The 22,637-nt window shown below is 68.5% G+C and carries 21 protein-coding genes; 13 read left to right on the forward strand and 8 right to left on the reverse strand.

Translation table 11 applies throughout. The features are described from left to right. Nucleotide 1 precedes the first annotated feature (1 nt). The 6 genes from ORI60_RS08540 (at nt 2) to ORI60_RS08565 (ending at nt 7,702) form a co-directional block, all read left to right on the forward strand. On the forward strand, nt 2–820 hold the full coding sequence (locus ORI60_RS08540) for a basic amino acid ABC transporter substrate-binding protein (protein ID WP_266036085.1): 819 nt from the start codon (nt 2–4) through the stop codon (nt 818–820). 74 nt (nt 821–894) lie between these two features. Continuing rightward, nucleotides 895–1,692 (forward strand): amino acid ABC transporter permease, encoded by a 798-nt coding sequence (locus ORI60_RS08545; RefSeq protein WP_266036087.1) that lies wholly within the window; start codon nt 895–897, stop codon nt 1,690–1,692. Continuing rightward, nucleotides 1,689–2,456 (forward strand): amino acid ABC transporter ATP-binding protein, encoded by a 768-nt coding sequence (locus ORI60_RS08550; RefSeq protein WP_266036089.1) that lies wholly within the window; start codon nt 1,689–1,691, stop codon nt 2,454–2,456. The genes ORI60_RS08545 and ORI60_RS08550 overlap by 4 nt, the downstream gene beginning before the upstream one ends. 4 nt (nt 2,457–2,460) lie before the next feature. Beyond that, complete coding sequence (locus ORI60_RS08555) at nt 2,461–4,569, forward strand: hypothetical protein (protein WP_266036091.1); 2,109 nt, start codon at nt 2,461–2,463, stop codon at nt 4,567–4,569. Nucleotides 4,570–4,622: 53 nt separating this feature from the next. Then, complete coding sequence (locus tag ORI60_RS08560; protein WP_266036093.1) at nt 4,623–6,791, forward strand: NEW3 domain-containing protein; 2,169 nt, start codon at nt 4,623–4,625, stop codon at nt 6,789–6,791. 11 nt (nt 6,792–6,802) lie between these two features. Continuing rightward, on the forward strand, nt 6,803–7,702 hold the full coding sequence (locus tag ORI60_RS08565; RefSeq protein ID WP_266036095.1) for an ROK family protein: 900 nt from the start codon (nt 6,803–6,805) through the stop codon (nt 7,700–7,702). Nucleotides 7,703–8,457: 755 nt separating this feature from the next. Here ORI60_RS08565 and ORI60_RS08570 read toward each other — a convergent pair. Beyond that, nucleotides 8,458–9,237, reverse strand: a complete 780-nt coding sequence (locus ORI60_RS08570) for a LamB/YcsF family protein (RefSeq protein ID WP_266036097.1) — start codon at nt 9,235–9,237, stop codon at nt 8,458–8,460. Between the two features lie 98 nt (nt 9,238–9,335). Here ORI60_RS08570 and ORI60_RS08575 point away from each other — a divergent pair, with 98 nt between their 5' ends. The 5 genes from ORI60_RS08575 to ORI60_RS08595 all read left to right on the forward strand — a co-directional run bounded on the left by ORI60_RS08575 (nt 9,336) and on the right by ORI60_RS08595 (nt 14,187). Then, on the forward strand, nt 9,336–10,022 hold the full coding sequence (locus ORI60_RS08575) for a GntR family transcriptional regulator (RefSeq protein ID WP_266036099.1): 687 nt from the start codon (nt 9,336–9,338) through the stop codon (nt 10,020–10,022). A gap of 106 nt (nt 10,023–10,128) precedes the next feature. Further along, nucleotides 10,129–10,395, forward strand: a complete 267-nt coding sequence (locus ORI60_RS08580) for a DUF3311 domain-containing protein (RefSeq protein ID WP_266036101.1) — start codon at nt 10,129–10,131, stop codon at nt 10,393–10,395. Then, nucleotides 10,395–12,029: a monocarboxylate uptake permease MctP gene (mctP, locus tag ORI60_RS08585; protein WP_266036103.1), complete on the forward strand. Its 1,635-nt coding sequence runs from the start codon at nt 10,395–10,397 to the stop codon at nt 12,027–12,029. Before ORI60_RS08580 ends, mctP begins: the two co-directional genes overlap by 1 nt. Nucleotides 12,030–12,100: 71 nt before the next feature. Further along, on the forward strand, nt 12,101–13,348 hold the full coding sequence (locus tag ORI60_RS08590; RefSeq protein ID WP_266036105.1) for a hypothetical protein: 1,248 nt from the start codon (nt 12,101–12,103) through the stop codon (nt 13,346–13,348). After that, entirely contained in the window at nt 13,345–14,187 is an 843-nt protein-coding gene (locus tag ORI60_RS08595) for a septum formation family protein (RefSeq protein WP_266036107.1), read from the forward strand. The genes ORI60_RS08590 and ORI60_RS08595 overlap by 4 nt, the downstream gene beginning before the upstream one ends. A 285-nt stretch (nt 14,188–14,472) precedes the next feature. Here ORI60_RS08595 and ORI60_RS08600 read toward each other — a convergent pair whose 3' ends face one another. From ORI60_RS08600 to ORI60_RS08615, 4 genes are all read right to left on the reverse strand, one after another. Next, nucleotides 14,473–14,682: a hypothetical protein gene (locus tag ORI60_RS08600; RefSeq protein ID WP_266036110.1), complete on the reverse strand. Its 210-nt coding sequence runs from the start codon at nt 14,680–14,682 to the stop codon at nt 14,473–14,475. A 75-nt stretch (nt 14,683–14,757) separates the two neighbouring features. Beyond that, a complete protein-coding gene (locus ORI60_RS08605) occupies nt 14,758–16,569 on the reverse strand; it encodes a phosphoenolpyruvate carboxykinase (GTP) (RefSeq protein WP_266036112.1) in 1,812 nt (603 codons plus the stop codon). Between the two features lie 311 nt (nt 16,570–16,880). Next, the gene (locus ORI60_RS08610; RefSeq protein ID WP_266036113.1) at nt 16,881–17,567 is read right to left on the reverse strand and encodes a DUF6802 family protein; all 687 of its coding nucleotides are present in this window, start codon (nt 17,565–17,567) and stop codon (nt 16,881–16,883) included. A gap of 43 nt (nt 17,568–17,610) precedes the next feature. Then, nucleotides 17,611–17,850 (reverse strand): hypothetical protein, encoded by a 240-nt coding sequence (locus tag ORI60_RS08615; RefSeq protein WP_266036115.1) that lies wholly within the window; start codon nt 17,848–17,850, stop codon nt 17,611–17,613. A 111-nt stretch (nt 17,851–17,961) separates the two neighbouring features. On the opposite strand from ORI60_RS08615, the gene ORI60_RS08620 reads away from it, so the two are divergent. After that, on the forward strand, nt 17,962–18,798 hold the full coding sequence (locus ORI60_RS08620; protein ID WP_266036117.1) for a helix-turn-helix domain-containing protein: 837 nt from the start codon (nt 17,962–17,964) through the stop codon (nt 18,796–18,798). Nucleotides 18,799–18,855: 57 nt separating this feature from the next. Further along, nucleotides 18,856–18,987 carry a DUF397 domain-containing protein gene (locus ORI60_RS08625; RefSeq protein ID WP_323055894.1) on the forward strand — a complete coding sequence of 44 codons (132 nt, stop codon included), beginning with the start codon at nt 18,856–18,858 and terminating at the stop codon, nt 18,985–18,987. Here the strand turns inward: ORI60_RS08625 and ORI60_RS08630 are convergent. From ORI60_RS08630 to ORI60_RS08640, 3 genes are read right to left on the reverse strand one after another with little or no spacing between them, the layout of a single operon-like run. Continuing rightward, nucleotides 18,949–20,769, reverse strand: a complete 1,821-nt coding sequence (locus ORI60_RS08630; protein WP_266036120.1) for a dynamin family protein — start codon at nt 20,767–20,769, stop codon at nt 18,949–18,951. The genes ORI60_RS08625 and ORI60_RS08630 overlap by 39 nt on opposite strands. Continuing rightward, nucleotides 20,766–21,131, reverse strand: a complete 366-nt coding sequence (gene grpE, locus ORI60_RS08635) for a nucleotide exchange factor GrpE (protein WP_266036122.1) — start codon at nt 21,129–21,131, stop codon at nt 20,766–20,768. Before grpE ends, ORI60_RS08630 begins: the two co-directional genes overlap by 4 nt. After that, entirely contained in the window at nt 21,128–22,630 is a 1,503-nt protein-coding gene (locus tag ORI60_RS08640; protein WP_266036124.1) for a dynamin family protein, read from the reverse strand. Before ORI60_RS08640 ends, grpE begins: the two co-directional genes overlap by 4 nt. Nucleotides 22,631–22,637 lie beyond the last annotated feature (7 nt).

Here is a 22,637-nt window from a genome sequence, read left to right on the forward strand (position 1 = left end):
AGTGGCTCGTCGACCCAGGCACGTGCTCGCCCTACTGCCCGCAGCGGCCCTTGCGCTGACCGCGCTCGCCGGATGCGCGACGAGCACCAACAGCGGCGGTGGCACCACCGACGGTGGGATCAAGCTTGTCAAGGAAGGCAAGCTCGTCACCTGCACCCACCTGTCCTACAAGCCGTTCCAGTACACCGACGGCGACAAGACCGTCGGCTTCGACGTCGATCTGGTCGACCTGATCGCCGAGGAGCTGAAGGTCAAGCAGGAGATCTTCGACACCCAGTTCGAGACGATCACGTCCGGCGCGAGCTTCAACGCGAACCAGTGCGACGTGGCCGCCGCGGGTATGACCATCAAGGAGGAGCGGAAGCAGTCGATCGACTTCTCCGACCCCTACTTCGAGGCCACCCAGGCGCTGCTGGTCAAGAAGGACTCGCCGATCAAGTCGCTGGCGGACCTCAAGGGCAAGAAGATCGGTGTCCAGCAGGACACCACCGGTGAGATCTACGCCAACGACAACAAGGCCGCCAACGGCTACGAGGTCATCCAGTTCGAGGACCTCCCGCTGATGGAGACGGCCGTGCGCACCGGTGCCGTCGACGCCGCGATCAACGACAACGGCGTGCTCTTCGACTACGTCAAGGAGTTCCCGGACACCGCGGTCTCCGCCGAGTTCCAGACGAACGAGCAGTACGGCATCGGCGTGAAGAAGGGCAACACCGCGCTGCTGGCCAAGGTCAACGAGGTCCTGAAGAAGGCCAAGGAGAGCGGCAAGTACGACGAGATCTACGAGAAGTGGTTCGGCAAGAAGCCGGCGAAGAAGTAGCGATCTCGAGCTGACGGGGCGGCGGATCACGCCGCCCCGTTCGCGTCCGAACCACATCCGCTAGGAGTCGTACCATGGCGCTGTCCAAGCGCAAGCGGGCCGAATACTTCCGTTACTCGCAATACACGCTGCTCGTCGTCATCGCCCTGGTGATCGCGTTCCTCGCCGACTGGGAGCAGATCCGCACGGCGTTCTTCAACTTCAAGACGATGGGGGAGATGTTCCCCAACGTCATCACCATCGCGTTGAAGAACACGCTCATCTACACCGCACTCGGCTTCGCCTTCGGCCTCGCGCTCGGCCTCGTCCTCGCGTTGATGAAGCTCTCGTCGATCGCGCCGTACCGGTGGATCGCGACGATCTACATCGAGTTCTTCCGCGGCATCCCGGCGCTGCTGGTGTTCATCGGCCTGGCGTTCGGCGTGCCGCTGGCGTTCCAGATCCAGTTCGACATCTACTCCACGGTCATGCTGGCGCTCGGCATCGTCGGCGCCGCCTACATGGCCGAGACCATCCGCGCCGGCATCCAGGCCGTGCCGAAGGGGCAGGTCGAGGCCGCGCGTTCGCTGGGCATGTCCCAGGGCCGGGCGATGATCACCATCGTGATCCCGCAGGCCTTCCGGATCATCCTGCCGCCGCTGACCAACGAGCTGATCCTGCTGACCAAGGACTCCTCGCTGATCTACATCATCGGCCTGGCCCGCGACCAGTACGAGCTGACGAAGTTCGGGCGGGAGACGCTGAGCCGCAGCCCGTCGCTCACCCCGATCCTCGTCGTCGGTCTGTGCTACCTGATCATCACGTTGCCTCTCGGGTACCTGTCCAGGTACCTGGAGCGCCGCTCCGGCGGGAAGAAGGTGTCCGTCCTGTGAGCGAGATTTCCGTTGAGATCACCGGGCTGAAGAAGTCGTTCGGCTCGTTGGACGTCCTCAAGGGCATCGACGTCACCGTCAACCGCGGTGACGTGGTCTGCATCATCGGCCCGTCCGGTTCCGGCAAGTCGACGCTGCTGCGCTGCGTGAACCTGCTCGAAGAGCCGAACGACGGCAAGATCGTCGTCAACGGTGTCGAGCTGACCGACCACGACGTCGACATCGACCGGGCGCGCACGAAGATCGGCATGGTCTTCCAGTCGTTCAACCTGTTCTCGCACCTGAACGTCCTGGCCAACCTCACCGTCGCGCAGCGCAAGGTGCTCAAGCGCGGCGAGAAGGAGGCGCAGGAGATCGCCCTGCGCAACCTCGACCGGGTCGGCCTGAAGGAGAAGGCCAACTCGATGCCCGCGCAGCTCTCCGGCGGCCAGCAGCAGCGCGTGGCGATCGCCCGCGCGCTGTCGATGGACCCCGACGTGATGCTGTTCGACGAGCCCACCTCGGCGCTCGACCCCGAGCTCGTCGGTGACGTGCTGGGCGTGATGCGCCAGCTCGCCGACGAGGGCATGACGATGCTGGTCGTGACGCACGAGATGCAGTTCGCCCGCGAGGTCGCCGACAAGGTGATCTTCATGGACGGCGGCTACATCGTCGAGGAGGGCCCGGCGGCCGAGGTGATCGGCAACCCGCAGGAGCCGCGCACCCAGGAGTTCCTGGCGCGCGTGCTCGACCCGACGCACCACGGCCCGAGCGACCCGGCCTAGCTGCGTGGCGAGGGGGAAGGTCGCCGCAGCGGACGTGCTGCGGGGACTGTTGGGGGAGAACGACGGTTCGGGTGGTGGCGGGTGGAGGTTGCCTCGGCGCAAGCCGAGCACCCCACCCGTCATCCGCGTGGTGGACCGGGTGGTCACCGACGTGCTCGACCTGCGCGCGGTCGAGGTGCCGTACGTGCTGGAGTTCGAGCGCTGCCAGTTCGAGGCGGCGCCGGACCTGCGGCAGGCGAACCTGGCGGGCATCTCGTTCACCGACTGCGACCTGCCCGGTCTCGAAGCGCGCAACCTGAGCAGCAGCAACGACGTGTCGCTGCTCGACTGCCGCGTCTCGGGCCTGACCGATCTCACCGACGCCGAGATCGCGGGCTCGGTCCTGTTGCGGGACACCAGGTTCAGCGTGCCGGACGGGCTGTGCGTGCACGGTGACCGGCTGACGGTCGCGGGCGCGCTGCTCGGGTTCGGCATCGTCACCGAGGGCGAGGTGCGGCTCGCGGGAGCGCGCATCGGCGGCAACGTCAACCTCGGCAGCGCGGTGCTGGAGAACGCCGACGGCTTCACGTTGAACGGCAACGGCATGCAGGTCGGCGGCAACTTCCTGGGCGCGTTCACCTCGCACGGCGTGGTGTTCCTGGCCAACGCGCGGATCAGCTCGACGCTGTCGCTGAGCGGTGCGACGCTCTCACGCGGGTCGGACTTCACGGCCTCCAGCGACCCGCACGCCGACCCGTCCGCGACGCTCTTCCTCGACCGCGTGGACGTCTCCGGCGACCTGGCGCTCGACCGCGGCTTCACCAGCATGGGCACGGTTCGCGCCGTGAACGCGAAGATCGGCGGCACGTTCTCGCTGGCGGAAGCGGTGCTGGACGCCGTCTCACCACCGTCGGTCGGCACCGACCCCACGGGCTCGGGCCGCGCATTGCACGTCGACGGCGCGGAGATCGGCGGTGACGTCGTCGGCCGCGGCGTGCGGATCAAGGGCCAGCTGCGCATGGTCGACACCCACGTGCGCGGCAGCATCACCATCGAACGGGCCACTGTGGACAATCCGGCCGCGGACGCCGTGCTGGCCAACCGTTCCCAGATCGGCAGCAACTTCGTGGTGCGCGAGTCGGACGTCGCCGGCGGGCTGGAGCTGCGCGGGATCACCGTCGGCGCGAACCTCGACCTGCGCGGCAGCCGGTTGATCAAGCCGGGCACGTACCGGCACCAGCCACGTGAGAAGCCGTCGCTCGACATCGGCGGCGCCACGATCGGCCGCGACCTCATCTGTGCGCGCGGCGACAAGGAGTTCGTCGCGCACGGCGGCGTGCGGTGCCGCCGCGCGATGATCGGCCGGATGGCGAACTTCAACGGCGCGGTGCTCGGCTACAAGCTCGACAGCCACGCGTTGAACGCCATGGGCATGCAGGTGCAGGAGCTGATGCTCAACGTCGTGTCACCGCCCAAGGGCCTCGTGACGCTGAGGCAGGCGCGCTGCACGTCGTTGGACGACAACGAGAACTTCTGGAACACCACGGGTTTCATCGATCTCGACGACTTCCGCTACGACTCGCTCGCCTACCCGATCGACCTGCGCGACGACGAGCAGGTGCAGCAGCGGCTGCGGTGGTTGCGGCAGGCGATGCGGCGCAGCTACCGCCCGCGCCCGTACGACCAGTTCGCCGAGATGCTGACCGCGGCCGGCAACGAGGAGCACGCCTCGACCGTGCTGATCGAGAAGCAACGCCTGCGGTACCGCGCGGTCGCCGAGGGCATGCGGTTCTTCGGCCCGCTGGTGCTGGTGTGGAGCTTCCTGCAGCGGTCGATGGTCGGCTACGGCTACCGGCCGGCGCGTGCGCTGGGGTGGCTGATCGCGGCGTGGGTCGTCGGCAGCATCTGGTTCCAGGTCAAGGGACCGCTGGTCGAGATCAACGACGACGACCACCTGCCGTGGAACGCCTGGCTCTACACGATCGACCTGGTGGTGCCGATCGTCGACTTCGGCAACAAGAACCGCTGGCAGACGCCCGGAGCGTCGCAGTGGATCGCGTCCGGGCTGATCGTGACGGGCTGGCTCCTCGCCACCACCGTGGCCGCCGGTCTGACCCGGATGCTGAAGAGGTAGAACGCCACCATCGGGGTATTTCGCCGCCTGGTGAACAGTGGTGCGATCGTCCGGTGATCGCCGCCGAGTCCACCGAGCTGTTCGTCGGACCTCGGACCGCACTGCTGCAGGTGGTGCGACTGACCTCGCCCACACTGGCAGGACAGGTGCACGCGCACGTGTCCGGCCCTGGCCTGCACTCGCCGCGGCACGGTGGCGCGCTGGCGCTGGGGCCGTTCGGCTACGAGCTCGCTGTCGACGTGTCCGAGCACCCGCCCGGCGCGGTGGTGCCCGCCCAGGCCGTCGTGCGGTCGGCCGCCGGCGAGGAGTCGTGCACGTTCTCGCTGGTCGTGGGCTCGCCGGGATGGACTGTGCACCTCGTCGGGCACGTCGCGGGCGACGCGCCGTTCACCGCTGTGCGCGCCCACCTGGACCTGGCGCTGACCGATCCCGCCTACCGGTTCGCGGTGACGTCGGTCGAGTTGCTGCAGCCGTACTGGGACACGTTCCCGCAGCACCGCTCTCTGCTGCTGCGGCTGATCTCCGAGGGCCGGGTCGAGGTCGTCGGGTCCGAGTCCGGTGTGGTGGGTGTGCCGCCGCTGTTGTCCTCGCTGCCGCCGGGTCCGTCGCTGGTGGCCTCGTCGCTGGAGGAGGCCGAGCGGTCGGTCTACTCCTCGTTCCTGGAGTCGCGGGCCGGAGCCGCCGCGCCGCACGTGATGCTGCCCGTCGGTTCCGATCGGGAGGCTCCGAACCCGTGGGTGACGGCGATCCACCACGACTGGAGCGCGCGCTACACGTGGCCGCGGATCATCTGCTCGTTGCCGCGCGACTACTACGTGCGCGGCTCTGTGTCCGTGCCTCCTGCACCTGTGGACGACTCGCCTGCCGCCGTGTTCGCTTCGCACGCGGCTCGGCTGACCGGAGCCACGTATCCCGCCGCCGCTCTTTCACGCGCCGCGCTGGCGCATCCGCGTGAGGCCTTCGACCTGCAGTCCGACGTCATCTCGCGATCGCTCGCGGCCTTGACGTCCACTGTGGACTCTTCGGTGGTCGTGTGGAACCCGTTGTCCTCGGCGTGCACCGACATCGTGTCCGTGCACTTGCCGTTCGAGCGCAACGTGCACGTGGAGTTCGACGGCGTTGTGCTGCCGACGTTGGTGGACGGCGTGACAGTGACGTTCCTGGCGCGTGACGTGCCCGCACGCGGATGGCGCACCTACTCGTTGGTCGAGGACGACGTCGATCACGGCTGGCAGCGCGGCTTCGGCACCGAGATCGCGTCCACTCACCACGTCCTGTCGTACGACCCGATCGCGTCGCTTGTCGCCGTCGACGGTCCTGCTCTGGAACCGCCTCGGCTGGTCGGGCCGGTGAGCGTGTGGCACAGCGAGGTCGGCGAGAGGATGGTCGGCTCGACGACCTTCACGTTGTGGAACGAAGTCGGGCACCTGGGGCCTTCTTCTTTGTTCGCCGTGCTCGGGAGCCGCAGCCCGTCTAGTGGCACCTTGCCGTCCGTACCGCCGCGGCTGGCGTTGGCCGGGCCGCCGCTGGGGCCCGTCTCCCCCGCCGTGACCCCGGTGTTCGCGCGCTACTGGCTGCACGAGCCCGCGCCGCTGGGCGGCCTGGCCGCGAACGTGCACCTGGAGGTGCTCGGCCCGACCCGGTTGCGCGTGGTGGCCGTGTCGGACGGACCGGATTTCTCCGGCGTCGTCCGGCTCTCGCTGCCCGACGGCTGGTCGGCGTCGTGGGACTCGCTGCCGGTGTCGCTGCCGGCGGGCGGCCACGTGTCGGCCGAGGTGCGCCTGGTGCCGCCGCGCACCCCCGGTTGCCACCCGGTGCGCGCCACGCTGGAGGGACTGCCCTTCGAGGTGTACGACGTCGTGCTGCTGACCGTGCCCGAGTGGGACGGCGAGGAGCCCGTCGAAGTGCTGTGGGTGGCGTCGTCGCCGGACGTGGTGTCGGTCAGACCGGGCGAATCGGCGCCGGTGCGGATCGTGCTCGCCTCCGGCGCACACGGTGACCTGCCGGTTCAGGCCCGGCTGCTGTCGCCGCGCTCCTCGTGGGAGTTCGTCGGGCCGTTCTGCGTGGGCGGCTTGTTGCCGGGACAGGGCCGGCTGCCCCTCGACTTCACGCTCGCAGCGCCCGCATGGGCCACGCCGGGCTCGTGGCCGGCCGTCGTGCGCGTGGCCGCGGGCGACCTGGTCCGCACCACTGCGCCCATCCGCCTCGAAGTGGCTGGTTAAGCTGCGTCACCGTGACTGATCTGGTGCTGGCACTGGACTTCGGCGGCACCAAGATCGCCGCCGCCCTGGTGGACCCCTTCGGCTCGGTGGTGCGCTCCTCGCGCGTGCCGACGCCGTCCGAAAACCCCTGGGACGCAGTGGTCTCGGTGATCTCCGAGGTCGTCCAGGACGCGGCCGTCGCGGGCGTGGGCATCGGTTCGGCGGGCCCGGTGGACACCACCGCCGGCACCGTCTCGCCGATCAACGTGCCGTCGTGGCAGGAGTTCCCGCTGCGGTCGTCGGTGGCGGCGCTGTTCCCCGGCGTCCCGGTGGAACTCGCGGGCGACGGCGTGTGCATGGCGCTGGGCGAACACTGGCGAGGCGCCGGCCAGGGCAGCACGTTCATGATCGGCCTCGTCGTGTCGACAGGCGTGGGCGGCGGCCTGGTGCTGGACGGACGGCCGTTCGGCGGCCGCACCGGCAACGCGGGCCACATCGGCCACATCGTCGTGGAACCCGACGGCGAACCCTGCACGTGCGGCGGCCGCGGGTGCGTGGAGACCGTCGCCGGAGGCCCGCGCATGGTGGCGTGGGCGCGCCGCCGCGGCTGGCAGGCACCGGACCACGCCGACGCCGCCCTGCTGGCCGCCGCCGCGCTGTCCGGCGAGGAGATCCCGCTGGAGGCGTTCGACCGCGCAGGCCAGGCCGTCGGGATGGCGATCGCCGGGGCCGCCGCGGTGTGCGACCTGGAGCTCGCCGTCATCGGGGGCGGGGTGGCGCAGGCCGGGGAGCTGCTGTTCGAGCCGGTGCGGCGGACGTTGAAGACGCACACCGGGCTGTCCTACCTGGCCGGACTGGAGGTGCGGCCTGCCGAGCTGGGTGGGGAGGCCGGGCTGGTGGGGGCGGCTGCGCTGGTCCGCCAGTCCGTGTGAACGGCGAGGTGGCGCTGGTAGGGCGGCGTGGGTGAGCTGACGGACACGCTGGCAGGCGGGCTGGGCAAGGCGGGCTGGGCAAGGCGGGCTGGGCAAGTCGGGCTGGGCAAGTCGGGCTGACGGGGGCACCCGGACTGGCGGGCCGGGCGAGTAGAGCAGGCGGGTAGCGGGCCGGGTTGGCGAACTGGGTTGGCGCTGCAGAGCTGACGCGGGGATGGAGCAAGCCGAGCCACCAGCAGACGGGCCGGACAGGCAGAGCCGGCAAGAGGCAGAGCTGTCAGGCGGACTGGCGCTGGCAGTGCTGGGGCAGGGGCAGAGCAGGTGGCTGGCCGAGTTGCCCAGGAGGCAGGCGGCCAGACTGGCGGGCTGGGTTGGCGCGGCAGAGCCGACGCGGGAGTAGAACAGACCGCCACGCCGGACCGTCAGCTGACGAGACGCAGAGCTGTCAGGCGGACTAGCGCGGGCAGGGCTGGCGCGGCGGCAGCGCTGGCCGGCGAACTGGCGCGAGTGGGCCAGGCCGAGCTGCCCAGCACGCGGGCCAGACAGGCACAGCTGGCACGTGAGCAGGGCAGGCGGTCAGGCCTCACTGCGCAGTTGGCGGAGCGAGGCGGAGACCAGGGTCCGGCGGCAAAGCCGGACTGGGCGGCGGGAGGGAACCTCGTCGCGCTGATGAACTTGATGGGCTGAGAGCCGGGCCCGCTGCCCGGTGTGGTCGTGCTCGTGTGCCGGATGCGTCGGCCGGGGCGTCGCGGGCTTCAGACCGCTTGGCGGGTGTGCCTTAGTGGTGACTCGACCCTGGCCACCGCTACCCCCGCCGCCTCCAGGGCCGAGCGGACCGCTCGGGCGATCTCCACCGCGCCCGGGGTGTCGCCGTGCACGCAGATGGAGTCGGCCTGGATTCGCACCGGGCGGCCCGAGACGCTGCGGATCCAGCCCTCGGTCGCCAGTTGTACGCAGCGGGCCGCTATCTCGGCCGGGTCGCGCAGCACTGCTCCCGGTTCTCCTCGGGGGACCAGGGTTCCGGACTGGGTGTACGCGCGGTCTGCGAAGGCCTCGTGCCACACGCGCAGGCCCGCTACCGAGGCTCGCTTCAGCCAGACTGCGCCGGGTGGGCCGAGCACGGCCAAGGTCGGGTCGAAGAGGCGGACTGCGTCCACCACGGCGTCTGCCTGTGCTTCGTGTCTGACCAGGGTGTTGTAGAGGGCTCCGTGTGGCTTCACGTACGAGATGCGGGTGCCGGCGGCGCGGGCGAACGCGGACAAGGCTCCTAGCTGGGCCAGGACCTCGTTGGTGAGCGTGTCCGGGGCTACGTCGATGAACCTGCGGCCGAAGCCCGCCAGGTCCCGGTAGCCGACGTGGGCGCCTACCGCCGTTCCCGCGGCTGCGGCGAGGGCGCAGGTTTCGCGCATGGTGTCAGCGTCGCCCGCGTGGTAGCCGCAGGCGACGTTCGCGCTGGTCACGACGGCCAGCAGGGCCTTGTCGTCGCCCAGGGTCCAGTGGCCGAAGCCCTCACCCAGGTCCGCGTTCAGGTCCATGGCCGTCCTCCCATGCGCGCGCTTGTTCGGTGGATTGTTGGATTGTTGAACGATTCTACGATAGTGCAATAGAACGATCCTGCAAATAGACTGCCGAGGTGACCGAGACGTGGGTGTCGACGCTGGCCCAGAACAAGGCTGATCTGGAGCGCGCGAGCACCGCGCAGAAGGTCGCCGACATGCTGCGCGAGCGCGTCCTCCTCGGTGAGCTGGAGCCGGGGCTGCGCCTGAGCGAAGAAGCGATCGGCGGGGCGCTCGGCGTCAGCCGCAACACGCTCAGGGAAGCGTTCCGGCTGCTCACGCGCGACCGGATCCTGGTGCACGAGCACAGCCGCGGCGTCTTCGTCCGCCGCCCGACCGCTGACGACGTGCGCGACCTCTACGCCGCGCGCCGCGTGATCGAGTGCGGCGCGCTGAGGCTCTGGAACGCCGTGGGCGACGCGCAGCGGGAGGCGGTGCGGGCGCCGGTCCGCCAGGCCGTGGCACGGGCCGAGAAGAACGACTTCAGCAAGACCGGCAGCGCGAACATCCAGTTCCACCGCGGCATCGTCGGCCTCGCGGGCAGTGCTCGCCTGAGCGACGAGTCCGACCGGCTCCTCGCCGAGCTCATGCTCGCCTTCCGCGTCGCGCACGAGGTCGAGGCCTTCCACCAGACCTACCTGCCGTGGAACCGCAAGATCGTGGAACTGTTGAACGACGGAACGGTCGAACAGGCGGTCCAGCAGCTCGACGAGTACTTCGACGCGGCCGAACAGGACCTCGCCAGCCGCCTGCTGGCGGATTAGTCCAAAGAGAACGTTAAGTCGAAGGCAACGATTCCGATCACGAGGCTGACGGCTCGGTTCATCAGGCCTAACATCCGCGCAACACCGCGTACACGGAGGGGCCACCATGCCGTCGGATCACAAGACCGGCTTGCGCTGGAGCAACTGGAACCTGCTGCTGATACTGCCGCTGCTCATGCTCGTCACGCCGTGGTTCAACCAGGACGAGCCCAGGGTCTTCGGGCTGCCGTTCTTCTACTGGTACCAGTTCCTGTTCGTCCCGCTCGGCGTCCTGTGCGTCGGGCTCGTCTACGTCAAGACCAAGGACGAGCCCGTGGTCACCGGCAAGCCCGACAAGCTCGGCGTTGACGACCTGGACGAGGGAGCGAACTGATGCAGTGGACCGAGCTGATCGTCTTCAGCGCTCTCTTCCTGCTCGTCACCGTGATGGGGTTCCTGGCTGCGCGGTGGCAGAAGGGCGACACCCTCGAACACCTCGACGAGTGGGGTCTCGGCGGCCGCAAGTTCGGCAGCTGGATCACGTGGTTCCTGGTCGGTGGTGACCTCTACACCGCGTACACCTTCGTCGCGGTGCCGGCGCTGATGTTCGGCGCGGGCGCGACCGGCTTCTTCGCGCTGCCGTACACGGTGATCCTCTACCCGCTCGTCTTCCTGCCGCTGGTGCGGATGTGGTCGGTGAGCCGCGTGCACGGGTACGTCACGCCCGCCGACTTCGTGAAGGGCCGCTACGGCTCGCACTGGCTGGCGCTGATCATCGCCATCACGGGCATCTTCGCGACCATGCCGTACATCGCGCTGCAGCTCGTCGGCCTCGAAGCCGTGCTGCGCAGCATGGGCCTCAACGGCAGCGGCATCCTCGGCCACCTGCCACTGTTCATCGCGTTCGTGATCCTGGCGCTCTACACCTACCAGTCGGGACTGCGGGCGCCCGCACTGATCGCGTTCGTCAAGGACATCCTGATCTACGTGGTCATCCTGGTCGCGATCATCTACCTGCCGGCCAAGTTCGGCGGCTGGGGCGAGATCTTCAACGACGCGGACGCGAAGTTCAAGGCCACGCCCGCGCCTGGTGACGGCATCCTGCTCAACGCGAACAACCAGCTGCAGTACGCCACGCTGGCACTGGGCAGCGCGCTCGCGCTGTTCCTCTACCCGCACTCGCTGACCGGCATCCTCGCGAGCCGCGGCCGCAACGTGATCAAGCGGAACATGGTCGCGCTGCCCGCCTACTCGCTGCTGCTGGGTCTGCTGGCGCTGCTGGGCTTCGTCGCGATCAGCGCCGGTACCAAGCCGATCGTCAACCAGGCGACCGGCCGTCCCGACACCAACACGATCGTGCCTGAGCTCTTCGGCGCGAACTTCCCGTCGTGGTTCGCGGGCATCGCGTTCGCGGCCATCGGCATCGGCGCGCTCGTTCCCGCGGCGATCATGTCGATCGCGGCGGCGAACCTGTGGACGCGCAACATCTACAAGGAGTACCTGAAGAAGAACGCGTCTCCCGCAGAGGAGGCGAAGCAGGCCAAGCTCGCCTCGCTGGTGGTGAAGTTCGGCGCGGTCGCGTTCATCGTGTTCATCGACCCGCAGTTCTCCATCGACCTGCAGCTGATCGGTGGCGTGATCATCCTCCAGACGCTGCCTGCGGTCGCGATCGCGCTCTACACCCGCTGGTTCCACCTGTACGGCCTGGTCGCGGGCTGGGTCGGCGGCATGGCATACGGCATGTACCTGCTGTACCTGATCCCGAGCGCGGACGGGTCGCGCAAGCACTTCGGTGGCTCGGCGCTGGCACTCGAGAAGCTGTCGCTCTTCGGCTGGCACCCGTTCGACGGCTCCAAGGTGCAGATCTACGTCGGCATCGTCGCGCTGACGGTGAACCTGCTGGTCGCTGTGATCGTCACGTTGATCGCCAAGAAGGCCAAGGCGTTCAACGGCACGGACCAGACCGATCCGTCCGACTACCACGTCGACGAGGACAGCCCGAGGGTCAAGCCCGTGGCTGCCCACTGAGACGCAGTCGTCGACACTATGGGCCACCCGTCGGTTACGACGGGTGGCCCTTTGCGTTGAGGATCGAGTACGTGAAAACCATCGCCGGACTGGTCGGACTGACCGCGATCGCCCTCACCCTGAGTCCCGCCGTCGCCCACGCGCAGGACGCGGACTGCTACGACACCACCGCCCCGCTCACCGTCGAGGAACAGCGCCTCGACGACATACTCGTGCCCGGCGGCCCCGCCGTCGGCCCTTCGCTGGTGAAGCTGGCCGGATTCGACGGCCGCGTCACGGACTTCACCACCAAGCTGTGCCGCCAGATCGTGCCGAAGCAGGCACAGCAGTTCGTGGAACGCGAAGGCAACGCGCTGTGGAAGGCCGCCGTCGCCCGCGCGCAAAGCACAACACCCGTGACACACGACGCCTACGACGACCGCCCGCTCTACTGGGCCCGGTTGCAGCTCAGTTCCGCGCTGCGCCAGTGGAAGCCGAAGTTCGCCATGCCGCCCAACGAGCGCGCGAAGCTCATCCAGCGGTTCGACTGGGCCTCACGCGGTCTGAGCGACTCGGCGTTCCCCAGCCGGCCCGGCGTGCGCAAGATCGCCGTCACCGGCTTCGACCCGTTCCAGCTCACCGGCGTGAACGTGCGGCGCGCCAACCCGGCCGGCGCGGCGGCGTTGCAGCTCGACGGCAGGGAGATCTCGACGCCGAACGGCAAGGTCGTCCTGCAGGCGGCGGTGCTCCCGGTGCTGTGGGGCGGTTTCGACGAGGGGATCGTCGAGCAGTTCTACGGTTCGGCGTTGCGGCAGAAGCCGGACGCGTTCGTGACGATCAGCCAGGGCAGGCCCGGCCGGTTCGACGTCGAACGGTGGGCGGCGCGCTGGCGCGGCGGGTTCGCGGACAACAACAACGTCGGTTCGTTCGGCAGCGTCCCGAACGCCGCGGGCTGGCCGCAGCCCGCGGACGAGTTCATCGAGACGAGCCTGCCGCACCAGAAGATGATCGACGCGGGCACCGGTCCGTTCACGGTGAACTACAACCTGAGCTTCTGCGAGTGGGTCGTCGTCGGCTCCCAGCAGTCGTGCCGCACGGACAACCCCACTCCCGGCCGGGTCGCGGCGTCCGGTGGCGGCGGTGACTACCTCTCGAACGAGAGCATGTACCGGGCGAACCGGCTGCGAATCGGTTACGGCGCAACGAGCGTCCTCGGTGGACATCTGCACACGCCGGTGCTCGGGCAGCCGGTCGACCCGGCCGCGCTGACCGATCCGGCCTTCGAAAAGCAGCGTCGGGACATCGCCGATCAGGTGAAGGCCCTAGTCTCTGTGGTGTGACTCGTGTGCGGCTGGCGGTGGCAATTGTCCTGAGCACGCTGACCCTGTCCGCGTGCGCGATCCAGGTGGGAGGGCAGGCGGTCCCCGGACCCCTGCCTTCGACGGCCTCCGCCTCCGCACCGGCGCTGCCCAAGGCAGGGCAGTGCATGAACGCCTACGAGCTGAAGGTGCTGCAGTGCACCGAATCGCACGAGGCCGAGGTCATGAGCGTCGGTGAGCTCACCGGCCTGCCGGCGACCTACCCGGACACGCAGGCACTGCGCAAGGCGGCGCTCCCGCCGTGCCGCCAGACGCTCACCGAGTACCTGGGCGGCAGCGACGCGGACTCGACGCGCCTGCGGGTCTGGGCGTTCTGGCCGAACGAGCAGGGCTGGAAGGACGGTCAGCGCTGGCGGCTGTGCACCGTCGTGGAGATCAGCCCGGACGAGAAGCCGCTGGCGCGCAAGGGTTCCGTGAAGGACGTGCTGAAGAGCAACGGCTTCGGCACCTTCCAGACCTGCACCCAGGGTTCGCCGTCGAAGGACCAGGAGGTCAAGGTCGTCGCCTGCAACACCGCGCACATGGCCGAGGCAGTGCCCGCCGGTGTCGTGTCGCTCGGCAAGTCGACCGACCCCGCTCCGTCCAAGGAGCAGATGAACTCGATCGCGAACGAGAAGTGCACCAAGGCCGTGCACGACTACCTGGGTTCGACCAAGCGCTCGGACGTGTTCCCCGCGTGGCGGAACCCCGGCTCCCAGGCCTGGTCAGAGGGTTGGACGAACGCCGTCTGCTACGCGGAGGCCACCAAGACCTTCAACGGCACCCTCCTCGGCATCCGCGACAACCCGCTCCCGAACTGATCCGGCGATCACGACCATCAGCACGGCGGCCAGGGACAGCACCAGCATCGCGATTCCTGCGATCCCCACGGCACACCTCCCTCTCCGCCTCAGTGACGATCTTTGTGATCGCCATCACGTACCTAAGACGTTCCCGGAAGGGGCCGGGTTCATTCCTGGAGCAAGACCATTCCTGCAAGCCCGTGGAGAAGTCCCCAGGCTGTCCACAGTTGTCCACAACATGTGCACAAAGCCGTCCACACCTGTGGACAACTTCGTCTCTTGTGGACGATGAGCTGCGGCGATTCAGAGAAAATTGCTGCACAGGACCACGCCGGCGACCACGCCGAGGGCTAAACCGAGGCCGAACACGAGCACGTAACGCCACCGGGACGGGCGAACGGGCGGGGCGGTCGGTACCGGGTAGTAGCGCACGATGCCCGTGGACGGCCCGACCTCCACATCGCGCTTCGAACCGTCGAAGTTCAGCCCGCCGAGGAAGTCGTCCTGCGTCACACCACCAGTAGTACCCCAAAGAGAAGCCCCAGCGGTCGCCGTTGACCGCTGGGGCTTCGAAACACCTCGGGCCTGCTAGCCCAGGCGCTGCTTCAGGTTCGCCAGCTCGTCGCGGAGCGTGGTCGGGACCTTCTCGCCGATCTTCGCGAACCACTCCTCGACCAGCGGGATCTCGGCACGCCACTCGTCCGCGTCGAACTCCAGCGCGGCCTCGATGTCCTCACGCGACGCGTCCAGGCCCTCGAGGTCGAGGTCGTCGGCGGTCGGCACGTAGCCGATCGGCGTCTCCTGCGCGGCGGCCTTGCCCTCGATGCGCTCGATGGCCCACTTCAGCACGCGCGAGTTCTCGCCGAACCCGGGCCACAGGAAGCGCTTGTCCTCGCCCCGGCGGAACCAGTTGACGTAGAAGATCTTCGGCAGCTTGTCGGCGTCGGCGCGCTTGCCGAGGTCGACCCAGTGCTGGAAGTAGTCGCCCGCGTTGTAGCCGATGAACGGCAGCATCGCCATCGGGTCGCGGCGCACGACGCCGGTCTTGCCGACCGCGGCGGCCGTGGTCTCGGACGAGAGCGTGGCGCCCATGTAGGTGCCGTGCTGCCAGTCGCGCGACTCGGTGACCAGCGGGATCGTCGTGGCGCGACGGCCGCCGAAGAAGATCGCCGAGATCGGGACGCCGTTCGGGTCCTCCCACTCCGGCGCCTTGATGTCGCACTGCTCGATCGGCGTGCAGTAGCGCGAGTTCGGGTGCGACGACAGCTCTTCGCTGTCGGGCGTCCAGTCCTGGTGCTTCCACGAGGTGAGGTGGGCCGGGGGCTCGCCCATGCCCTCCCACCAGATGTCGCCGTCGTCGGTCAGCGCGACGTTCGTGAACAGCGAGTTGCCCTTGGCGATGGTGCGCATCGCGTTCGGGTTGGTGTGGTAGTCGGTGCCGGGCGCGACGCCGAAGAAGCCGTTCTCCGGGTTCACCGCGTACAGGCGGCCGTCCTTGCCGAAGCGCATCCAGGCGATGTCGTCGCCGAGCGTCTCGACCTTCCAGCCGGGGATGGTCGGCTCCAGCATGGCGAGGTTCGTCTTGCCGCAGGCCGACGGGAACGCGGCGGCGATGTAGTACGCCTTGTTCTCCGGCGAGGTCAGCTTGAGGATCAGCATGTGCTCGGCGAGCCAGCCCTCGTCGCGCGCCATGGCCGAGGCGATGCGCAGCGAGTAGCACTTCTTGCCGAGCAGGGCGTTGCCGCCGTAGCCGGAGCCGAAGCTCCAGATCTCGCGGGTCTCCGGGAAGTGCGAGATGTACTTCGTGTCGTTGCACGGCCACTGCACGTCTTCCTGGCCGGGCTCCAGCGGAGCGCCGAGGGAGTGCAGCGCGGGGACGAACGGAGCGTCCTCACCGAACAGCGCGAGGGCCTTGCTGCCCATGCGGGTCATGATGTGCATGGAGACGACGACGTACTCCGAGTCGGTGATCTCGACACCGAGCATCGGCTTCTCCGCGTCCAGCGGGCCCATGCAGAACGGGATGACGTACATCGTGCGGCCACGCATGCAGCCCCGGTAGAGCTCGGTCATGATGGCCTTCATCTCTGAAGGGTCCATCCAGTTGTTCGTCGGGCCCGAGTCCTCCTCGCGCACGGAGCAGATGTAGGTCCGCTCTTCGACGCGCGCGACGTCGGTCGGGTCCGAGGCCGCCCAGAACGAGTTCGGCTTCTTCTTGAGCGGCACGAACGTGCCGGCGTCGACGAGCTTCTTCGTGAGACGGTCCCATTCGCCCTGAGACCCGTCAGCCCAAACAACCTCGTCGGGGCAGGTCAGCTCAGCGACTTCCTGAACCCATGCGAGCAGACGCGCGTGGTTGGTAGGTGCCTGTTCGAGACCGGGAATGGTCACTGCCGTCATCTCGTCTCGTCTCCTGACTGAACGCCTCGGCAACCCGAGCACGTGGTGGTCCGGTGCAGGACTTCGTCGTCCTCGGGAATAGCTCCACACGCCCGGTGGGGCCGGGCGTGTGAGAAGTGGGATGGACCGAGGTTAGCCCGGTGAATGGCAGGTAAAGCACCCCCAGCCTGTCGCTTCCCTCACAAAACCGATTCTGTAATCGATTCAGCACCCGGACGGCGTTAAGGCGGGCTTGAGGTGGGAAAAACACAAGAGGCCCCGGTGCGGTTCTCACCACACCGGGGCCTGTGACCTGCGCTTCAGTTAGGAGGTCAGTTCGGACTGATCCACTGACCGGTTGTGGAATCGATTCGGACGACGCCGTCGAACCGTTCTTCCTCCAGCCAGTCGTCCGAGTCGTCCAAAATGCCGCTCTTCGAGTCGGTCACGTACCGGCCGTCGGACTCGATGTGCCCGTGCTCGACCTCGACCCAGTCGTCACCGCGGTGTTCCGACATCGTGACCTCGCCCGATCGTGTGATCTCGGTCGCCACGTCGGCCTTGCCGTCGCCGTTCTTGTCCGTGAACAACCACGTGTCGCCGGCGTCGTCCCGCACGACCGCGGTGTCGGCCTTGCCGTCCCCGTCGGTGTCCTCGGTGGCCTGACCGACGTTTCGTTCACCGTCCTCGGTGTCCACGACAATCGCCTGGGTGGGCGAAGAATTCGTCTTTTCCTGCCGGGGATCGTTCGGATCGACGGCAACCCACTCGCCGGAATTCTCCTCGAACCGCGCCTGGCTCAAGAGATTGCCGTCCTTGTCGAACGTGCTCATCAGATCGGCGTCGCCGTCGCCGTTCGTGTCCGTGAACGCGAGATGTCCACCGTCATCCGTCTCGACGACGGCGGAGTCGTTCACACCGTCGTGGTCGATGTCGAAGGTGACGTCGGCGGTGTACTCCTCATCCTCGACGGTGACCTTCAGCTCGGCGTCGGCCGCACCGTTCTCGTCGATGTACACCGGGACACACCTCCTACTTGCTCATGTACCGGTATGACCCACGTTATGCCGGTTTGGTTCCGTCGCCAACCTCGCGCCGGTCGATCTCGCTCTGGCTGATCGCCGCGTCGAGGGCTTCGCGGAACTCCTGGATCTGCGGACCGGCGAACGTGAAGGCGGGGCCGTCGGGGCCGGCGATCTCCACGGCACCCGCGCTGACGCTGACCTCGCACACCGCCCGGTCCGCGTAGCTGTCGCTGCAGCGAAGGAGCCACTCGCGCTTGACGCCCATGGTCAACCTCATCTTCGCCCCAGACCGCCTCTATTAGACTTAACTTTAGAGCTACTTGAGGCTAAAGTCGCTCGCCTAAGCGAATGATTGGACGGCAACCAAGTGGGTCAAGCCCGGCAGACCGTGGAGCGCCTCCAGCTGGGGCTCACCCTCCAGCGCCTGCGTCTGGCCGCCGGGAAGTCCCAGCAGGAGGCCGCCGATCTGATCGGCCGCAGCGCGGGCAGGCTCAGCCAGGTGGAGAACGGCAAGGGTGCCCTGGGAGTCGACGAGCTCACCCGATTGCTCGACTTCTACGACGTGACGGGCGAAGTGCGCTCCACCGTGCTCGCACTGGGCAAGGCGAGCAGGCGCCGGCAGCCGAGACTCGGCTACACCGACAACCTGCCCGACTCCTATCCGCGCTTCATGGACCTCTTGGCCGCCGCACAACGAATCGGGTGGTACGAGTGCGGAATCATGCCCGGGTTGGTGCAGTGCCACGCCTACATAAATGCCCTGATGCGTGCCGGTGGGTCGATCCGGCCGGAGGCTGAAACGAATGAGCGGATAGCTTTCCGGCTGGATCTTCAGCGCCGCGTGCTCGAATCCGGCAACGCCGAAGAGATCGAGATCGTGTTCACGGAGGAGTCACTCCTGAGGGTCGTCGGCGACGCGTCCGTGATGCGCGAGCAGGTGTTGCACCTGCTTCAGCTGGCCGAGCAGAACGATCGCCTGAGCATCCGCATCGTGCCGCTCACCGCGGGCGACAACCCGGCTTTGGGCGGCGGCATGGTGGCTCTGGAGTTCAAGAGCGCGAATCCGATCACCTTCGCATCGGCCCTCTACGGTCCCGCCACCTACTATGACCAGCCCGCGGACACCAAGACTATGATCAAACTCTTCGCACGGGTGAGAGAGATCGCACTTGATCAATCGGCCAGCCGGGCGGCCATGATCAACTTTCTGGCGAGGAGCTCGTAGTTGAGCCGGTGGGTCAAGAGCAGCCGCAGCTCTGCCGACAGCAACGCGTGTGTGGAGATGCTTCTCACCAGCGCTTTTGTCAGCGTGCGGGATTCCAAGAATCCTGACGGGCCGCGGTTCGAGGTGTCGTCGAAGGCATGGCGAGCGTTTCTAGGCTCGGTCCCGCACGGACCTGATCCGGCCCAGTAGCTCCTCGGCCTTCGAGCGTCCCGACTCCACCTCCGCGAGCTGCCGGGTCACGGCCTGCAGCTCGCGGCCGCGTTCGCCTGCCTCCATCCGCAGGGCGCGGTCGACCTCGCGCAGTTCGGCCTCGATGGCCTCGATGCGCTTGGCCAGTGCCTCGTCCAGCGCGAGCGACAGGGCCTGTTCGGCCTCGATCAGCTGCTCGGCGGCCAGCTGGTCCACTGTGGAGCGCGCGTCGGCGATGGCGTCGGAGAGCCACTGCTTGACGTGCTGCTTCTCGGCCGTGTGGGTGCGGGTGCGGGCCATCCACCAGCCCGCGCCGAGGCCCAGGGCGATGGTGACGGGCAGGACGATCGGGTTCAGCGCGGCGATGCCGAGGCCCGCCAGCGGCATGACGGCGAGCTTGCCCGCGCCCAGACCGCCGGAGACGCCCATGAACACGAGGAGCTTGTCCTCGGCGGTCGGCGGGCGCTTCTCCTTGGGGCGCAACACGACCGGGGGTTGCTCGCCGCGGGCGAACTGGCCTCGGATCATGGTCAGTTCCTCGGCGCTGAACAGCGTGGCCAGCACGGCGTCGGTGACCTGCGAGAGGCGCACGGACAGGGCTGTGGAGATGCGGCCGGAGACGACCTGCAGGGCGGTGTCCACCTGCTGCGGCAACGTGGTCAGGGCGGTGCGGTCGGCCGCGTCGATGGCCTGGCGGTACCAGGTCTGCAGGTCGCGCATCTGGCGGGAGATCTCGTGGGAGTTCTCGATGCGGGCGCGCTGGATCTCGCCGCGCAACCGCACCTGCCAGCCCCGGGTCGAGGAACGGCGTTCGGTCTGCAGTTCCTCGCGGCGGGCGCGCAGCACCGCGGCCTCGTCCTCGCCCACGGACAGGGCGCGCTTCTCGTGTTCGAGGCGGATCTCCAGCTCGGCCAGCACGGTCGACAGGGCGCGCAGGGCGTTGGCCTCGGCCAGCATTCCGGCGCGGCCGGCGACGAGTTCCTGCAGGGCGGTCTGCAGGGCGGAGATGCCGGAGCGTTCGCGGAGCATCGACGCCGCGTCCGGGTTCGGGGCCTGGGCGGCCATGCCGAACATGCGTGAGGACACCGGGTAGAACGGGGCGTCGGCGAAACGCGGGGCGTGCTGGGCCAGCAAGGCCTTGTTCGCGTCCAGGACCTGGCGCCAGCCGCGGTACTGGTCCGTCTTGGTCAACGCGAAGACGACGGTTTCGACGCGGTCGCCGACTCGCTTGAGGAAGTCCAGCTCGCCGCGGGTGAAGGGCGACGACGCGTCCACGACGAAGATCAGGGCGGTGGCCGACGTGACGGCCTCCAGCGCCAGCTCGCCGTGCACCGACTCCAGGCCGCCGACGCCGGGGGTGTCCACCACCGACATGCGTTCCAGCAGCGGGATCGGGGCGTCGACCTCGACGTAGCGCGGGGGCAGCTCTCCCTCGGGCAGGTCGTGGGCCGCGGAGACCCAGTTGATCAATGCGGGCAGCGGGAAGCTGACGGGCGCGAGGAGACCGGGGTAGCAGGCACGGGCCGCCCAGGACGGGCCGTGCTGGAAGACGAGGTAGGTGGAGGTGGCCACGTCCGCGTCGACCGGCGAGAGACCCGGAGCCGACAGCAGGGCGTTGACCAGAGACGACTTGCCGCGGTTCGTCTCACCGACGATCACGACCGACGACACCTCCGGTGCCGCGCGACGAGCCACCCAGTCGGCCATCGACGGGTCGAGCTCGCGCACGAGAGAGGTGAGGCGTTCGCGCGTCTGCCGGACTGTCTGCGAGAGGTTGCTCATCGGGACGTGTAGACCGTCACGATCGGCGCCCGCAGGAGACGGCCTCGGTCGCAGAAGCCGGGCACCTCAGTCTCGGCGACCAGGCCCTGCAACGACAGGTCGTCGGTCGGCACGGCGCCACCGGCCTCGTGCTGCGACGGGTCGAACCGCTCACCGTCCACCCGCAGCGCGACGACGCCTATGGCCGACAGGCCTTCCTCGATGCGTGCGACCACGCCGGCACTGGCGCGGTCCAGCGCGTACAGGCACAGCTGGACCAGCGCGCGGCGCTCGGCCAGCGCCTGGTCGAGCAGCTCGTCGGCAATGGTCTCCACACCGTCATCCGACGCCAGATCGGCGGGTTCGGTTCCGTTCACGCTCATCGGTGCCCCCCAGCACGTAGTTGCTGCCAAATGAGGAAATACGCCCGGTGGACGACGTGCGCCACCCGAGCCTGCGCCGGAGTCGCGCCGAAGGAGGCGAACGAACGCCACCACCCGGCCCGTTCCAGCGCGAACGCGACCAGTTCCGCGCCCGGTCTGCCCGGCATGCCCAGCTGAGCGGCCACGTCCGGGGTGCTCCCGACGCGCAGCACCTCCTCGGTCAGGTCGGGTGCCAGCGAGACCGCGCCGGACGAGACCAGCGTCAGCGCCTCCAGCAGCCGCAGCTGGTGCGCCTCCGGACGGGCCAGCAGGACCTCGATCGCGTCGTGCACGCGCTGCCGTTCGCCGGGATCGCCCGATGCCAGCGAAGTGACGGAGGCCAGCGCTGCCGCGGCCTTGATGCCGTCGGCCCGCGCCCGGAAGACCGCGTCCAGCCGGCCCCGGACCGCGGCGAACCCGGACGCGTCGAACAGCACCCGCCGCAAAGCCCCGGCGGGCAGCGCGGGCTCGGCGTCCAAGGCCTGCAGCGCCCGGCCGATGCCGTAGAGGTCGAGCTTCTCCAGCAACCGGGAACGCACACCGGCCGCGACGTCGCACTCCCACGAAGTGAAGAGGTCTCCGGACATCAGCATCATCGTGCGGGTGTCCGCGTCGAGAGCAGCCAACGCCCTCAGCGCCTCCGCGTCGGCCGACGTGAACTCCCCGGTCTCCGCGGACTCGGCGAGCAGGCTGATCACCGGCAGCACGTCGGCGACGCGCGGCCTCAGCAGTTCGGCCTGCTTCGCCGCGAGGATCTGCGCGGCCTTCCAGACATCACCTTCCGAGCCCTCGACGGTCTCGGGTGCGATGGCGTCGACCTTGTTCAGCGCGGCGATGGCGTTGACCGGGCCTGCCTCGCGGGAGGCCGTCGCGGCGGTGAACGCGGCCAGCGTCGAGTGGTCGTCCGCGCGCACGCCCTGCGTCACGACGTAGAGGACGGCCTCGGCACCGGCGACCGCGTTGCGCGACACGGGATCCAGCAGTTCCTCGGTGCGCGCGACCGACGCCGCGTCCAGCGAACCGAGTCCTGGCGTGTCGATGACGGTGATGTCGCGCAGCACGGCGTTCGTCAGGTACGCCTCGATGTGCGAGACGCCTTCCAGGCCGAGGGAGGTGGGGATCATCCCGTTCGGGTCGAACGGCAGCACCTGCCGTCTGCCGTCTCGCAACACGACTTCGATGCGGTCGACCGTGCCGTACTGGTAGCGCGTGACGAGCCGGGTGCACTCGCCGATGTCGGTGGGCGCGACCCTGCGTCCGATCAACGCGTTCACCAACGTCGACTTGCCGGACTTGATCCGGCCGGCGACCGCGACCTGCAACGGCGCGTGCAGGCGGCGCAGGACCTCCTGGAATCCGGCGGCGGTCTGCGGGGAGACCTGCGGTTGCAGGGCAACGCACAGGTTGGCCACCGCCGCGCACAGCGGTCCGGCCAGTTGTTGTCCCTGCAACGCCGTCACAGGCACT

It is taken from the genome of Lentzea sp. NEAU-D7, assembly GCF_026242055.1.
GTDB lineage: Bacteria > Actinomycetota > Actinomycetes > Mycobacteriales > Pseudonocardiaceae > Lentzea.